The organism is Ectobacillus ponti (assembly GCF_024294785.1).
In the GTDB taxonomy this organism is placed as follows: domain Bacteria; phylum Bacillota; class Bacilli; order Bacillales; family Bacillaceae_G; genus Ectobacillus; species Ectobacillus ponti.
The window spans coordinates 198,918-213,579 of the sequence record NZ_JANCLT010000001.1; the positions used below are offsets into that span (position 1 = coordinate 198,918).

At 51.4% G+C, this 14,662-nt stretch carries 15 protein-coding genes; 4 read left to right on the forward strand and 11 right to left on the reverse strand.

The window, feature by feature from the left end:
• Positions 1–7 precede the first annotated feature (7 nt).
• The 6 genes from pstA to NK662_RS01140 all read right to left on the reverse strand — a co-directional run bounded on the left by pstA (position 8) and on the right by NK662_RS01140 (position 7,171).
• Positions 8–886, reverse strand: a complete 879-nt coding sequence (gene pstA, locus NK662_RS01115) for a phosphate ABC transporter permease PstA (RefSeq protein ID WP_254756497.1) — start codon at positions 884–886, stop codon at positions 8–10.
• A gap of 1 nt (position 887) precedes the next feature.
• Positions 888–1,757 (reverse strand): phosphate ABC transporter permease subunit PstC, encoded by an 870-nt coding sequence (gene pstC / locus NK662_RS01120; RefSeq protein ID WP_254757398.1) that lies wholly within the window; start codon positions 1,755–1,757, stop codon positions 888–890.
• A 94-nt stretch (positions 1,758–1,851) separates the two neighbouring features.
• Positions 1,852–2,784 carry a PstS family phosphate ABC transporter substrate-binding protein gene (locus NK662_RS01125; RefSeq protein WP_254756500.1) on the reverse strand — a complete coding sequence of 311 codons (933 nt, stop codon included), beginning with the start codon at positions 2,782–2,784 and terminating at the stop codon, positions 1,852–1,854.
• 188 nt (positions 2,785–2,972) lie between these two features.
• Positions 2,973–5,048 (reverse strand): peptidoglycan D,D-transpeptidase FtsI family protein, encoded by a 2,076-nt coding sequence (locus tag NK662_RS01130; RefSeq protein ID WP_254756502.1) that lies wholly within the window; start codon positions 5,046–5,048, stop codon positions 2,973–2,975.
• Between the two features lie 42 nt (positions 5,049–5,090).
• Complete coding sequence (locus NK662_RS01135) at positions 5,091–6,368, reverse strand: MFS transporter (protein ID WP_254757400.1); 1,278 nt, start codon at positions 6,366–6,368, stop codon at positions 5,091–5,093.
• A gap of 194 nt (positions 6,369–6,562) precedes the next feature.
• Positions 6,563–7,171: a superoxide dismutase gene (locus tag NK662_RS01140; protein ID WP_254756504.1), complete on the reverse strand. Its 609-nt coding sequence runs from the start codon at positions 7,169–7,171 to the stop codon at positions 6,563–6,565.
• Positions 7,172–7,412: 241 nt separating this feature from the next.
• Between NK662_RS01140 and NK662_RS01145 the strand changes: the two genes are divergently transcribed.
• From NK662_RS01145 to ispG, 3 genes are all read left to right on the forward strand, one after another.
• Positions 7,413–8,195, forward strand: coding sequence for a DUF1189 domain-containing protein (locus NK662_RS01145; RefSeq protein WP_254756506.1), 783 nt, complete (start codon positions 7,413–7,415; stop codon positions 8,193–8,195).
• Between the two features lie 52 nt (positions 8,196–8,247).
• Positions 8,248–8,610 carry a protein YqfZ gene (gene yqfZ, locus NK662_RS01150; protein WP_254756508.1) on the forward strand — a complete coding sequence of 121 codons (363 nt, stop codon included), beginning with the start codon at positions 8,248–8,250 and terminating at the stop codon, positions 8,608–8,610.
• 108 nt (positions 8,611–8,718) lie between these two features.
• The gene (ispG, locus tag NK662_RS01155; protein ID WP_254757417.1) at positions 8,719–9,801 is read left to right on the forward strand and encodes a flavodoxin-dependent (E)-4-hydroxy-3-methylbut-2-enyl-diphosphate synthase; all 1,083 of its coding nucleotides are present in this window, start codon (positions 8,719–8,721) and stop codon (positions 9,799–9,801) included.
• 27 nt (positions 9,802–9,828) lie between these two features.
• Here the strand turns inward: ispG and NK662_RS01160 are convergent, their stop codons facing one another.
• Genes NK662_RS01160 through NK662_RS01170 form a run of 3 tightly spaced genes read right to left on the reverse strand, consistent with a single transcriptional unit; the run spans position 9,829 to position 11,859 of the window.
• Positions 9,829–10,239 carry a Fur family transcriptional regulator gene (locus NK662_RS01160; protein ID WP_254756510.1) on the reverse strand — a complete coding sequence of 137 codons (411 nt, stop codon included), beginning with the start codon at positions 10,237–10,239 and terminating at the stop codon, positions 9,829–9,831.
• Between the two features lie 13 nt (positions 10,240–10,252).
• Positions 10,253–11,086, reverse strand: coding sequence for a metal ABC transporter permease (locus tag NK662_RS01165; protein WP_254756512.1), 834 nt, complete (start codon positions 11,084–11,086; stop codon positions 10,253–10,255).
• Complete coding sequence (locus tag NK662_RS01170) at positions 11,083–11,859, reverse strand: metal ABC transporter ATP-binding protein (RefSeq protein WP_254756514.1); 777 nt, start codon at positions 11,857–11,859, stop codon at positions 11,083–11,085. The genes NK662_RS01165 and NK662_RS01170 overlap by 4 nt, the downstream gene beginning before the upstream one ends.
• Positions 11,860–12,062: 203 nt before the next feature.
• Here NK662_RS01170 and NK662_RS01175 point away from each other — a divergent pair, with 203 nt between their 5' ends.
• Entirely contained in the window at positions 12,063–12,317 is a 255-nt protein-coding gene (locus NK662_RS01175) for a DUF2624 domain-containing protein (protein WP_254756516.1), read from the forward strand.
• 81 nt (positions 12,318–12,398) lie between these two features.
• On the opposite strand, the gene NK662_RS01180 is transcribed toward NK662_RS01175, so the two are convergent.
• Complete coding sequence (locus NK662_RS01180; RefSeq protein WP_254756518.1) at positions 12,399–13,292, reverse strand: deoxyribonuclease IV; 894 nt, start codon at positions 13,290–13,292, stop codon at positions 12,399–12,401.
• 57 nt (positions 13,293–13,349) lie between these two features.
• Positions 13,350–14,657: a DEAD/DEAH box helicase gene (locus tag NK662_RS01185; RefSeq protein ID WP_254756520.1), complete on the reverse strand. Its 1,308-nt coding sequence runs from the start codon at positions 14,655–14,657 to the stop codon at positions 13,350–13,352.
• Positions 14,658–14,662: the final 5 nt, after the last annotated feature.

The following is a 14,662-nucleotide window of genomic DNA, read 5'->3' on the forward strand; positions in this document are numbered from 1 at the left end:
GTATGTCTTACCGCTTTTGCTGTCCGCGGCTGCGCAGCCATGCCGCCAGGCTGTTCATCAGCAGCAGCAGGCCCATTAAAGCAACAATGCCGGCTGCGGCCACCTGCTGAAATTCCTCCTGTGCCCGGCCCATCCAATTGAAAATTTGAATCGGCAGCACTGTAAATTCATCCAGCAGACTCGCAGGAATGTAGTTCATGAAGGCCAGCGCCCCCACCACCAGGAGCGGCGCCGCTTCGCCCAATGCCCGCGACAGCGCCAGAATACAGCCTGTTAAAATACCGGAAAATGCGGCCGGCAGCACAACATGATACATCGTTTGCCATTTTGTGGCCCCCATTCCATAAGAAGCTTCACGCAGAGCGGGCGGCACCGCACGAAGCGCCTCCTGTGAAGCCACTACAATCGTCGGCAGCACGAGCAGCGTCATTGTCAGCCCGCCTGCCAGAATGCTCTGCCCAAGACCCGCGGCATACACGAAAACCGTCAGTCCAAGCAATCCAAACACAACAGACGGCACGCCGGACAGCGTTTGCAGATTCAATTCAATAAAACGGGTGAATGTTGTTTTCTTGGCATATTCCTCTAAATATAATGCTGTCCCGACGCCCAGCAGCAGGGAAAGAGGCGTGACAATGCCGGCTAAAGCCACCGTTCCCCAAAGGGCGGCGGCAATCCCCGCCCGCTCCGGATTGCGTGAGGCAAAGCTTGTGAGGAACTGCCCGTCTAAATAAGGCAACCCGGCCCCTATGATCCGGTACAGCAGCAATGCCAGCATCAGCAGAGAGAACAGTGTGCAAGCAATGAACAGCACCGTATACACTGCGTTTTTCCTCAACCTTCTGCGCATATTTTGATGCACCTGCTTTTGATTGAGAAGTCTCATATCAACGCCCCTCCTGAAATCTGCGGGCCATATGCTGCGACAGCAGATTCATGCAAAGGGTGAACAGGAACAGCACCGCACCGGCTGCATACATGCTGTAATACACTGTTGTTCCATGCGGCGCATCACCGAGACTGACCTGTACAATATAAGAGGTCAATGTTTGCACGGATTGCATAGGGTTCAGCGTCAAAACAGGCGTGGCGCCCGCTGCAATCACGACAATCATCGTCTCGCCGATGGCCCGGGAAACCGCCAGCACAATCGATGCCAGAATGCCGCTGAGCGCCGATGGGATGACCACATGAACAATGGTTTCCAAGCGCGTGGCACCCACGCCGTAGGAGCCTTCACGCAGCGCTCCCGAAACCGCACTCATGGCATCCTCCGACAGCGAAGCAACGGTAGGAATGATCATGATGCCGATTACGATGCCGGGACTTAGCGCATTAAAAAACTGCAGGCCCGGCAAAAGCTGCTGCAGAAGCGGCGTCACGAAGGTAAGGGCAAAGAAGCCGTACACAATTGTCGGAATTCCTGCCAGCACCTCCAAGACCGGCTTCAGCAAGCTCCTTGCAAGGGGCGGGGCGTATTCGCTTAAATAGACCGCGCAGCCCAGTCCAACCGGAACTGCCACCAGTATGGAAATAAAAGTGATGAGCAATGTGCCGCCCACAAGCGGCAAAATGCCGTACTTGGGCCCGCTTTGAAAGAAGGGAAGCCATTCTGTTTCTGTCACGAAATGCAGGAGGGAAACCCGCTGAAAAAAAGCGGCAGTCTCCGACGCAAGCGTCCAGACAATTCCCGCTGTCACCCAGACTGCCGCACTGGCAACAGCAAATAATAGAATGACAACAGCCCGGTTTGTCATGTACTGCCCATAACGCTTTTTTTGTTTTGCCTTACGAACAGCCGTCACAGCTTTATAGCTTCGCAGAGCCAAGAAGGAAAACCCCTTTCCGTTTCTATGGCATAGTGTGTACTGCTTCTAGCTGTCTGACCTGCTGCTGATACAAGCGCTGCGGCAGGGCAACGTATCCTGTCTCCTCGACAAGATCGGCGCCATGCTGCAAAGCGAACCGCAAATAATCGTATACGCAAGCCTTCTCTTTGATGGAGCGGTTGTTGGCGTATATATAAAGAGGCCTGGAAAGCGGGGCATACAGACCGGACTTGATGCTTTCTTTTGTCGGCAGGACTCCGTTCACCCGAACGGCCCGCACACGGTCCTTGTTCTCGCTGTAATAGGCAAAGCCGAGAAAACCGATGGCATACGGGTCGCTCATCACGCCGCGCACCAGCACGTTGTCATCCTCAGAAAAGGCAACGGACTTTACCATCTGCCGGTCTCCCAAAATTGTTTCCTGAAAATAGTCATAGGTGCCCGAATCCACACCGGGAGCATAAAAGCGGATGGCCTGTTCCGGCCAATCCGGCCGGATATCCGACCATTTCTTCGTTCTGCCTTCTTCGCGCCAAAGCTGCCGCAGCTCTTCCTCTGTTATATTCTGTATCCAGTTGTTGTCCTTGCTTACAACAATAGACAATCCATCATAAGCAATCTGAAATTCCGTATATGCCACCTGTCCGGCACTGGCTGACATCCGCTCCTCGCGCTTCATCGCGCGTGACGCATTTGTCAAATCCACTTCCCCCTTGCTGAAGCGGTGGAAGCCGCCGCCCGTGCCGGAAATGCTGATCGGCGTTTTGACAGCCGGCTGCCGCCGGGCATATTCTTCTGATATGGCTTCCATAATGGGAAACACAGTGGAGGATCCATCCATACGGACCTCTCCCTTCAGCAGGGGACGCGCCGCCTGCTCCTGTCCAGCTGCCGCAGCTAACCATGCTGCGCAGGCAAGCAGGAAAACAGCAGCACCCGATGCAACCTTGCGCATGTTTCCTCCTCCTAAAGAGTCCTGCAAGCAAGACTACAAATATAAGCATACTGTTTGACTATTAATGCGGTTTTAATGGTTTGTAAAAGTTTCGTAAACACCCCTGCCGGCCAGGCTTGTACAAGCTCCTGCTTCACTATATGCAGCCTGTCCCAAAAAAAGCACACAAAATGTGTGCGATCTTTCCTTTACCGCCGCTGCGAAGCAAAGTAGGCATCAAGGATGCGCCGGCCAATTTTCTTGGAAATCGGATTTTTATCATCCTGCAGCCAAGGCACAACGACAGAAAAGGCAATTTCCGGGTTTTCATAAGGTGCGTATCCGACCAGTGTCAGATTGAAGCAGGAAGGAGGCCCTCCAAAAGGACCGCTTTTGCGGATATACGGGTCCGGGCCGTCATAAAAGGTTTGTGCCGTTCCTGTCTTGCCGGCCGGCCGATACGGCGCTCCGTCAAAATAGGACGCCGCAGTTCCCTGGGAACCGTGCATGACAGCCCAAAACCCGCGCTGCACAGCCCGCACATAACGGCTGTCCATATCAATCCGGTTCAGCACAACCGGCTCTGCCGAATAGACAATGCCTCCCCTTTCATGCAGCTGCTCGCCGGGGCGCCGCACTTCTTTGATCACTTGCGGCTTCAGCCGGTATCCATCGTTTGCAATGGTTGCCGCATATTGCACAAGCTGCAGCGGGGTGTATGTATCGTATTGCCCGATGGCCAAATCCAGCAGGAATCCAGGCTTGGAAGAACTCCCCTTAAATCCGGCGGACTCGTTCGGCAAGTCAATTCCGGTCCGCACGCCAAGCCCGAACTGGCTGAAATAATAACGCATCGTATCAAAGGCCTTCTGCTTCACATCCAGCGTCCCGCCCTTCACATAGGAAACCCCGGCCATATTCATGGCCGTTTTAAACATAAATACGTTAGAGGAACGCTCCAACGCGGTCAGATAGTTGATATTTCCCATGGTCGTCCATGATTTTTTGACAGGTGTGGCCCGCAGCACAATCGGCTCATCCAACAGAATGGTCTCCGGTGTAATAGCCCCGGTTTGAAAACCCGCCAGCACCGTTGCCCCTTTTACGGTCGACCCCATCGCATAGGAGCTGGTCATGGCTCCAATGGCATAATCCTGCACCCGCAGCCGCCCCTGCTTATCTTCCACAAGCTGCTTGCCGGCCATCGCCAAAATCTCGCCGTTTTTCGGGTTCATCATCACAACCAGGGCACGGTCAAGGAATTCTGTGCCGCGCTTCAGCTTGGCCCGCCGCAGCTCTTCCTCAATAATCCCTTCGACTTTCTTTTGCAGCTCCATATCAAGCGTCAGCACGAGGTCCTTCCCTTGCATCCCCCGGGACAAACGGACTGTTTCCAGGACCGTTCCGTCCTGGTTCATCACATTCCTCATCTTTGCTTTAAATCCGTGCAGGGAGTCCTCATATACCTGTTCAAGATAGCTCTTGCCGACACGGTCATTGCGGTCATACCCGCGGACCAGATAATAGTCCAGCCGCTCGCGGGGAAGCCCTTCGTTTGAGCTGGAAACACTGCCGAGCACGGAACGAAATACATGTTTATATTTATAATCGCGCTCCCAATCCACAGTTGTATCCACACCTGGCAGCGTCCCCAGGTTTTCGCTGATCATGGCATACTCCTTTTCTGTCACCCTTTTATTCTTAATGACTTGCGGCGTCATAAAATAGCTGCTGTCCATCTGCTTTTTGATTGCCAGCACTTCCAGATCCAACGACTGCAGCTCTGCCAGTTCGGCGGGAGTCACGCGCCCAAGCTGCTGGCTGTAAATATTCTGGTCCGTCAGCTTCTTTGCTGCCAGCAAGCGCCGTTCCATTGTTGTAATTTTTTGCCGGGCCCGCTGTGCATTGATTTGCATCCAGAAGTCTTTTTTATCCCGGTCCGTTAAGCTGTCTGCCGGCATGTGCATTAGGACCGCAAGCTTCTTGGCAATATGCAGCCGGTCCTCATCCGTTGCCCCCTGCATTCTCGTATAGGTAATGGTCCGAAGCGGCACATTGCCGACAATGAGCCGATTTTGGCGGTCAAAAATGCGGCCCCTCGGACTCGGTACACTGACAGCCACATTTTCGCCCCGTTTCACCTCGGCGCTATAGTCGTCGCCATACACAATTTGCAGCGCGCCAAGCCGCAGTATCAACGCGGAGAACATAACAAATACAAGAAAGAATAACAGGTTCAGACGGAACGGGACATGGCTCTTCCGCTTCTTCTCACTCTTCTTCAAAGTATGCCACCTCCAATCCAGATACAAGCAGACAGGGAGAAGTCAGCCTTCTCCCTTCGTCAGTTCCTGGCGTGTCCGCGACACCTCCAGGCCGGGCTGCGGCTGCTTGGATGTATCGTAAGAAACATTCCTCACCGCAAAATAAATGAATAAGTGTCCGACTCCGACAATGGACAACAGTACAGGAAGACTGCGTTCCGGCTGAAATGCAGATACGGCAAGAAGAAAAGCCGCGATGGAAGCAATGCGGCCGCCGTTCAAGAACAGCTCGCGCACTACAATATATTCCACCCGCAGTTCCTTCACATTGAAAGCCTTTCCGATTACGTCGTAGGTCATGGACATATACGGCACAAGCAAAATCGGGTACGCAACAGCGATACAGGCTGCATAAATCAACAGCTTATAATACGTCACATGGAGTACAACAAGATACACTGCGGCATAGAGGATGAGTCCTCCGAGAAGAATGGCTTTCTTCCGATACTTATCCTTAATAAGCCGGGTGGCCAGGTAGTAGCAGACAAATTGCACACTGGAGCTAAGGAGACCAAATTTGCCGATGGCCAATTCACTGCCGGAAACAATGTATACGTAGACGGAGATGACAAATACAAATGTCCCTTCACGCAAGCCCTGGCAGAAATGGGCAACCGTAATGCGGCTCCAGTTTCGGTTGCGCCGCCGCTCACGCAGCACCTGCATCAATTCATAGCGCCCTTCGCACTCACGCCGGGACAGAAAAAAGCTCATGACGACAGCTGCCAAAAACAGAGCCAGCGACAGGAAGAAAATAAAGGTGTAGCCGTTCCATTTCACCATATGGGAAATGATGTATCCAGCCAAGATCGGACCGGCCATGCCGGCCACTGAGCCAAGCAAACCGAGGAAGCCGTTGAAGAAATCCCTCGTTTCCGGCTCGGTAATTTCAAAGGTGAGCAGGTTATAGGCCAGCCAGTAGAAGCCGTAGCCGATTCCAAGAAGGCCGCCGATTGCCAGAATATATTGCGACGCATGGGCCCCGGCCAGCAGAACTGTAATAAAAAACAGAGCCAGCGCGGTGACGCCGAGGCGAAGAATGACGATGCGGTCAATCCTTTTGGCAAGCTTGCCGGCCGCAACAAATGTGATGGGCTGCATCACAACGACGGACAGGTTATACAGACCTATGTTGACAAAGTCTTTCGTCTGCTTCCAAAGGTAGATATTGACGAATGTATTGGACAAGGAGATGCCCAGGGAATAGAGCCCGCCAATTGTCAGTAAGAGGATGAGGTCCCGGTTGACCTCCACATCACCGATTAAGTGTTTGAGTTTTATCATGCAGACCTCTCCTTTGCTTCACGTTTTATTGTGTCGCTTGTAGGAAGGAATTATGTAAAAACCCTTTCTTTTTATACCGGGGAGAACTGCTTGCAGGGGCTTGGTCCATAAGCAAATTGCCGGATTCCGGCACAGCTGCCGGTTTCCATAAAAAAACAGGGCCTACCCTGAGGAGGGAAGGCCCATCATAATTACTTCGCGTCTTGATAGCGCTTTTCTACAGCGTTCCAATCCACTACATTGTAGAATGCACCGATATAGTCAGGACGGCGGTTTTGGTAGTGCAGGTAGTAAGCATGCTCCCAAACGTCCAGGCCAAGGATTGGCGTCTTGCCTTCCATCAGCGGAGAGTCTTGGTTTGGTGTGCTTGTTACTTCCAATTCGCCGTTGTTCACAGCCAGCCATGCCCAGCCGGAGCCAAAGCGAGTTGTTGCTGCCTTTGTGAACTCCTCTTTGAATGCATCGTAGCTGCCGAATTTCGCGTTGATGGCTTCAGACAGTTCGCCAACCGGTGCACCGCCGCCGTTTGGAGACAGGATTGTCCAGAAAAGAGAGTGGTTCGCATGGCCGCCGCCGTTGTTGCGTACCGCTGTACGAATTGCTTCTGGAACTTCGTCCAGGTTGGAAATCAGGTCTTCTACGCTCTTTGCAGCCAACTCAGGGTAGTTTGCCAATGCCGCGTTCACGTTTGTGATGTACGTATTGTGGTGGCGTGTGTGGTGGATGTTCATTGTTTCCTTGTCGAAATGAGGCTCCAGCGCATCGTATGCGTAAGGAAGCTGTGGTAATTCGTATGCCATTGTAAGCTCCTCCTTTAATATGTATTGCAGACAACATGGCCTGCAGCGCATATTCATTATACATCATTTCCAAAATGATGAAAAACAAGTATGCGATATCTGTATCATCAATAACGTACCAAATTTTGTGAAGCTTTTCAAATCATTTGAATCGAAAACAGGCCGCGGCTTGTTTGAATCGGGATTGTTACGCTACAATGAACTTGTACATATAATGAAAAAAGAAAAAGGAAGTGAATACATGTCCGTCCTCACACAATTCTGGAAAAGCCTCTACTCCCCGAAAGATATGGCGCGCTTCCGGTTCCAAAAATTTGGCAAGGCAGTCCTGTATATTTTTCTGCTGTCGCTCTTGTCTGTTGTTCCCGAAATCACACAAGTGGGCAAGCTCTTTCAAACTGAACTGGCGATGATGGAGGAAACTGTTGAGACTGATATTCCCGATTTCACCATTGAAAAGGGAGAACTGAAGGCCGGCCTTCAAAAACCGATTGTGAAGGAGCAGAGCCGGTTTCTTCTGTTCTTTGACCCGAATGCCACAAAGCTTCCTTCCCAATATGAAACGGAAGCAGGTATGTTTTTCTTAAAGAATGAGCTGACCGTGATCGCACCAAACCGGACTGAAACGTATCCGTATACACTCTTAAATGACCAGGTCATTCAAAAGAAGGACATTCAGGAATTTTTGAACTTCATGCACAGCATCCTGCCGATCGCCCTTGTTCTCCTCGGTGTGCTGCTGTACCTGTCCGACGTGTTTATCAGCTTCCTTGCAATCACCTTGCTGGCAATGATCGGCCAGTTTATGGCCGGGCAGCTGCAGCGTAAGCTGAACTATAAACAGGTTTGGGTGCTGTGTGTATACAGCACCACCCTGCCCACAGTATTTTTCATGATCATGACTGCTTTAAACATTACCGTACAGTTTTCCACACTGATTTTCTCTTTCGTTACCCTGTTCATGTTCTATCTCATCATCAAAGAAATTCCCGCCCCGAAGCAAAAGGAGAAAATGCCGCTATAAGCGGTATTTTTTTATGGGACAAGCATATATTTCTCTACAAAGGAGTGGAGAAATGATGAAGCGATTAGGAATGACTCTTTGCGTCCTATTAGTTGGCTATATTATTTTTTATGACATGACCGTAGGCACATTAAAGCTATTACATACATTTCCTCAGGCAAAGCCAACCTCTGCCTCTGTAGAAGAAGCGGCAGCCGCACCGGAACAGAAAACAGAGAAGACCGATGCCCAGACCGATTTCAAGCCTGTCGAAATCAAAAGCGGCGACACCGTCCTGTCTGTGACAGAAGCCATCAATAAAAAGAAGCCGCCTGCCATCGACAAAATCGTGGAGGACTTCCGCAGGCTGAATCCCAATGAATCCCCGACGAAGCTGCGAATAGGAAAGACATACAAATTCCCATTATATAAGTAGGTACAACATATTTCTTGTCAATCATGCGAGAGCGTTGATACAATAGGTGAGAAATGAGCCGCATCGGCAAACTTCTCACAGAAGGAGAGCGATCTATTCGTGAACGAGATTACACATCGTACGGAAACACGCCCCGTCAAAGTGGGCAACCTCACTATTGGTGGCAATAACGAGTTAATTATACAAAGCATGACAACAACAAAGACGCATGACGTGGAGGCGACAGTGGCAGAAATCAAACGGCTTGAGGAAGCCGGCTGCCAGGTGGTCCGCGTCGCTGTGCCGGATGAGCGCGCAGCCAATGCAATTGCAGATATCAAAAAGCAGATTAATATCCCGCTTGTGGCGGATATCCACTTCGATTACCGCCTTGCGCTGAAGGCGATTGAAGGCGGCGTCGACAAGGTGCGGATCAACCCTGGCAATATCGGCCGCCGCGAAAAGGTGGAAGCAGTGGTGAACGCCGCGAAAGCAAGAGGCATTCCCATCCGGATTGGTGTAAACGCCGGGTCTTTGGAGCGCCACATTCTGGAGAAATACGGCTATCCGACAGCGGACGGCATGGTGGAAAGCGCCCTGCATCACATCAAAATTCTTGAGGATCTTGACTTCCACGACATTATCGTGTCCATGAAGGCCTCTGATGTGAACCTGGCGATTGAAGCATATGAGAAAGCGTCCCGCGCTTTTAAATACCCATTGCATCTGGGCATCACGGAGTCCGGCACCTTGTTTGCCGGCACGGTCAAGAGTGCGGCCGGCCTTGGCGCCATTCTAAGCAAGGGCATCGGCAACACGCTTCGCATCTCGCTGAGTGCGGACCCGGTGGAGGAAGTGAAGGTGGCGCGTGAGCTGCTGAAGTCATTCGGACTTGCCTCTAATGCCGCCACACTCATCTCCTGCCCGACATGCGGCCGGATCGAGATTGATTTGATCAGCATCGCCAATGAAGTGGAAGAGTACATTTCCAAGATTAAAGCGCCAATTAAAGTGGCTGTGCTCGGCTGTGCGGTAAACGGGCCGGGTGAAGCGCGCGAAGCAGACATCGGCATCGCCGGTGCCCGCGGCGAGGGCCTTCTGTTCCGCAAGGGCGAAATCGTCCGCAAAATTCCGGAGCAGGATCTTGTCAGCGAGCTGAAAAAGGAAGTTGACAAGCTGGCGGAGGAGTACGCTGCCAAACAGGAAAAATAAAAAAGATGTCCCGCGCGGACATCTTTTTTATTTGCATTCCGGGCACTTTCCGTACACCTCAAACTTGTGCCCCGTTACTTCATAGCCGTCAATCTCCCGAAATGGGACATCCATCGGGCAAACCGTCACTTCCTTTGTCCGGCCGCAATCCAAACAGATAAAATGATGGTGGTGCTCATGCGTCGAACACTTGAAGCGGAAGTGCTTCTCTCCCCCAAGCTCTGTCTGCTCCAAGATGCCCAGCTCCACAAACAGAGACAGATTCCGGTAAATTGTATCAAAGCTCAGCCCGGGATAATCATCCTTCAGGGCCTCCTGAACATCCTTTGCCGTCAAATACTTATTCTGCATAGAGAAGAACCGGAGCATATCCTCCCGCTTTCCCGTATGCTTGAATCCCTTCTCCTTCATCAGCTGCAGGGCTTCCGTCAGCTTCATGCGTCCCCCTCCCTTATGCCGTTTTTTTCTTCTTCCAGAGAATCGCGCCAATCAAAACAAGAACAGAAATCATGACAATCGTGCCGCCCGGCGCCAAATCCAGCTGATAAGACAGCATCAGCCCGCCGACAACCGCCAGCTCTCCGAAAAGTACGGCAAACAAAACGGTCTGCTTAAAGCCTCTCGCAATGCGGATGCTGGCCGCAACAGGCAGCGTCATAAGCGAGGAAACGAGCAAAATGCCGACAACCCGCATAGAAGCCGCAATCACCAGCGCCACCAGAACGATGAATACAAAATGAATCCACTTTGCACGCAAGCCGGTTGCGGATGCATATTCCTCATCAAAGGAGAGCAGAAACAGCTCCTTATACAGCAGCAGGGTCACCGCCAGCACAAGCACGGCAATTCCCGCCACGACAAGCAGGTCACTGCCGCTCACCGCGCTGACACTCCCGAACAGATAATTAAAGAGATCTGTATTAAAGCCATTTGCCAATGAAATAAAAATGACGCCAAGTCCGATGCCCGCCGAAAGAATAATCGGCACCGCCAGCTCCTGATAATGCTTATAGACGTTGCGCAGCCGCTCAATGAGCAGCGCGCCGCCAATCGAAAAGGCCATGCCCATATAAAGCGGGTTCAAGAAGCCGCCGGGAAAAACTGTTTTTTCCAGCAGCAGACTTGCCGCGATACCGGAAAGCGTCACATGGCTCAAAGCATCGGCAATCAGAGACAGCCTGCGGATGACGACAAAGACGCCAAGCAGCGGCGCCACCAAGCCAATCAAGATGCCGGCATACAGCGCATTGCGCAAAAAATCATACTGCAAAAAATCCTGGATCATCGTACACCCCCGTGCTGATGGTCGTGGTGGTCAATCACATGGACATGATGGCCGTAAAACGGGGATAAGTCCGCGGTCTTCAGTTCATTGAAGGCTTCCGTATCGCCATGGAAGAACAAATGCTTGTTCACACAAGCCACATGTGTCACTTTATCGGTAATGGCGCCAATATCATGGGTCACCATCAGCAACGTAATGCCCAAATCCTCGTTCAGATGCCCCAGCATTGTGTAGAAATTTTGGACATTCTCGGCATCCACACCCACTGTCGGCTCATCCAAAATAAGCAGCTCCGGTTCGCTGACAAGCGCCCGGGCAATAAACACACGCTGCTGCTGGCCGCCGGACAGCTCACCGATATTGCGGTCCACAAACTCGCTCATCCCGACTGCCTCGATGGCCGCACGCACCTTTTCCTTCTGCTCCTTATTGAAAAAGCGGAATAATCCAGTCTTGGAAACAAGCCCCATGGATACAACCTCAAATACTGTCGCCGGAAAGCCGGAGTTAAAGCTGTTTGCTTTTTGTGATACATAGCCAATTTTATCCCATTCCTTAAAGCGGCGGATATCGGTGCCAAACAGCCGGATACTCCCCTCCTTCAGCTTCAGGATTCCGAGAATGCACTTCAACAGCGTGGATTTGCCCGACCCATTCGGTCCGACAAGCCCGAGAAATGACCCTTTTGGAACCTGTAAATGAATATCCTCCAGTACGTTTTGATTTTCGTAGCGGAAGGATAGATGGTCAATTTCAATCATATATTCTTTCATCGTCTCACCTTTTGTAATTCAGAATAATTCCGATTTGTCTCTGTCCGCAATTATAGTACAGCTTACTGCTTTTGTAAATAAAGCTGCCTGCCCCGCCATACAGCCCATTATAGCACAGCGCCTCTCTTTTCCACATCCGTCCCGGTTATAGTGACAGGCCCTCTCACATATATTTCGGTAGAACCGCAAAAAGGAGGCGCACCATGAATCTTTTTCAGCAGATTGTCAATAAAAAGCTGAACAACGCCACACCAGAGGACTTGCTCAAGCTGAGCAGCGAGCACGGCATTGCTCTCACCCCCGCCCAGGCGCAGAAATGTGCCGCGCTGATCAAGGGAAAGAACATCAATATCTATAATCCGGCTGAGCGGGTGGAGCTGATTAAGCAGATTGCCAAGGTCACCTCTCCGGCAACTGCCCAGCAGGTGAATGCCCTGCTGCAGAAGCTGCTGAAATAGAAGGTCACACAAAAAAGGCAATCTGTCACGATTGCCTTTTTTGCCGTTAAACAAACAGCGGGCCGAACGGGCCGGTTCTTGTTATTGCAGAATTTTCTCCAGCACAAGCGGATCAAAGGTCTGCTGGCGCAGCATTTCAATCTCCAGCTTATATGGCGGCTTCTTGTTGTTTTTATCCTCGCCGACATACGGTGTCTCCAGGATTTTCGGCACATCCTTCAGCTGCGGATGATGTACGATGTAGTTCAGCACTTCAAAGCCGATTTTTCCAAAGCCCAGGTTTTCATGGCGGTCCTTGCGGGCGCCGCGCTCATTCTTGCTGTCATTGATATGCAGCACCTTCAGGCGGTCAATGCCAACAATCCGGTCGAACTGCTCGAGCACGCCATCAAAATCGTTCACAATATCATAGCCCGCATCATGGACGTGGCACGTGTCAAAGCAGACAGACAGCTTCTCATTATGGGTCACCCCGTCTATGATTTGTGCCAACTCCTCAAAGCTCCGGCCGCATTCTGTTCCCTTTCCGGCCATTGTTTCCAGCGCAATCTGCACCGTTTGGTCCGGAGTCAGCACTTCATTCAGCCCCTCGATGATTTTCGCAATGCCGGCTTCTGCGCCTGCTCCTACATGTGCTCCGGGATGCAGCACGATTTGCTTGGCCGCGCGCAAAGCCGACGTCCGCTCCATTTCCATACGCAGAAAGTCTACACCAAGCTGGAAGGTTTCCGGCTTTTCCGTGTTTCCGATATTAATAATATACGGAGCATGCACCACGATCTCCTCAATGCCGTTTTCATGCATATGCAGCAGGCCTGCTGCAATATTCAATTCTTCAATCGGCTTTCTCCGCGTGTTCTGCGGAGCGCCTGTATATACCATAAATGTCGTAGCGCCGTACGACACAGCTTCCTTGCTTGCCGCAAGCATCATTTCCTTGCCGCTCATGGAAACATGTGAGCCAATCTTCAGCATTCCTTAGTCACCCTCCTACCTGCTTATCACAAAACGAACAGGAGCGCAGCGCTCCTGTTACTTCGTTTTGGGACGATATTTCTTCTTGATGGCTTCGCGCTGTTCAGACAGCTTCTTCTTATAGCCCGGCTTTACCTTGCCCGGCTTTTTCACAACCTTCTTTGCCATGACATCCAGGCTGTCTTCTTCCTTCTTGCGGTTCTTGCGGCGGTGGCGTTCGCCAAGCTCCACCCATTCCCCATTCTTCAAATCCACATGGCGGAACGTAATGTTTCGTTTTTCCAAACGATTCAATGCATCCTCATCCGATGCTTCATAGATCGTAATAGCCGTTCCGGATTGTCCGGCACGCGCTGTACGGCCGACACGGTGCACATAGAAATCCAAATCATCCGGCAGCTCATAATTGATGACATGGCTAACCCCTTCAATATCAATGCCGCGTGCAGCCAAGTCCGTTGCCACAATGTATTGATACTCCAGGTCATGAATTTGCTTCATCATCTTCTTGCGTTCACGCGGCGTCAGGTCGCCATGGACACGGCCGACACGGATGCCCCGTTCTGCCAGGCCTTCCGCCACTTCCTCCGCCCGTTTCTTGGTGTTTGTGAATACAATGGCCAAGTACGGCTGATATTGAAGCAGAATGTTCTTCAACAATTCCAGCTTGTTGCGATGGCGAAGCGGAATCAGATTATGCTCCAGATTTTCTGCTGCACCCTGATTCGTATTTACCTGTACGTACTCAGGATTCTCCATGTATTTCTTCAGAAATGGCTTCAGCTTTTCCGGAATCGTGGCGGAGAACACCAGCATTTGCAGATTCTTCGGCATGCGGGCGGCAATTTTGTCCACATCTGCAATAAATCCCATATCCAGCATGGTATCAGCTTCATCCACAACGAGCACGGCGGCCGTGTGCACGAAAAGTGCCTGTGCTTCCACCAGGTCATGAATCCGCCCTGGCGTCCCCACCACAACGTGAGGCTGCTTCTTCAGCTTATCAATGGAACGCTGCTTGTCCGTTCCGCCCACAAAGCAACGTGCTGTAATTTGCTGATCCGGTTCACAGAACTTAGTCAGCTTCACCACTTCCTGGTAAATCTGCTGGGCCAATTCCCGTGTCGGTGCGGTAATCACAATCTGCACCTCTTCACGTTCCGCCTGGATAGCGTTCAGTGTCGGCAGCAGATAAGCGTGTGTTTTACCAGACCCTGTTTGAGATTGTCCAATTACGCTTGCTCCCCGCTTCACGATTGGGAAAATCTTTGTCTGAATCTCCGTTGGCTCCTGAAAGCCAAGCTCTTGCACGGCGTCTATTAAAAATGGTCGAAATGCAAATTTTGTAAATGCGGCAATTGCCATTTGTT

Coding starts and splice junctions, on each gene's coding strand:
- NK662_RS01180 (WP_254756518.1), bottom strand. CDS start 13,292: ATGCTGAAGATTGGCTCACATGTTTCCATGAGCGGCAAGGAAATGATG.
- NK662_RS01140 (WP_254756504.1), bottom strand. CDS start 7,171: ATGGCATACGAATTACCACAGCTTCCTTACGCATACGATGCGCTGGAG.
- pstC (WP_254757398.1), bottom strand. CDS start 1,757: ATGACAAACCGGGCTGTTGTCATTCTATTATTTGCTGTTGCCAGTGCG.
- NK662_RS01160 (WP_254756510.1), bottom strand. CDS start 10,239: ATGAAGCTGACGGAAGCCCTGCAGCTGATGAAGGAGAAGGGATTCAAG.
- NK662_RS01175 (WP_254756516.1), top strand. CDS start 12,063: ATGAATCTTTTTCAGCAGATTGTCAATAAAAAGCTGAACAACGCCACA.
- pstA (WP_254756497.1), bottom strand. CDS start 886: ATGAGACTTCTCAATCAAAAGCAGGTGCATCAAAATATGCGCAGAAGG.
- NK662_RS01165 (WP_254756512.1), bottom strand. CDS start 11,086: ATGATCCAGGATTTTTTGCAGTATGATTTTTTGCGCAATGCGCTGTAT.
- NK662_RS01170 (WP_254756514.1), bottom strand. CDS start 11,859: ATGAAAGAATATATGATTGAAATTGACCATCTATCCTTCCGCTACGAA.
- NK662_RS01125 (WP_254756500.1), bottom strand. CDS start 2,784: ATGCGCAAGGTTGCATCGGGTGCTGCTGTTTTCCTGCTTGCCTGCGCA.
- NK662_RS01185 (WP_254756520.1), bottom strand. CDS start 14,657: ATGGCAATTGCCGCATTTACAAAATTTGCATTTCGACCATTTTTAATA.
- yqfZ (WP_254756508.1), top strand. CDS start 8,248: ATGATGAAGCGATTAGGAATGACTCTTTGCGTCCTATTAGTTGGCTAT.
- NK662_RS01145 (WP_254756506.1), top strand. CDS start 7,413: ATGTCCGTCCTCACACAATTCTGGAAAAGCCTCTACTCCCCGAAAGAT.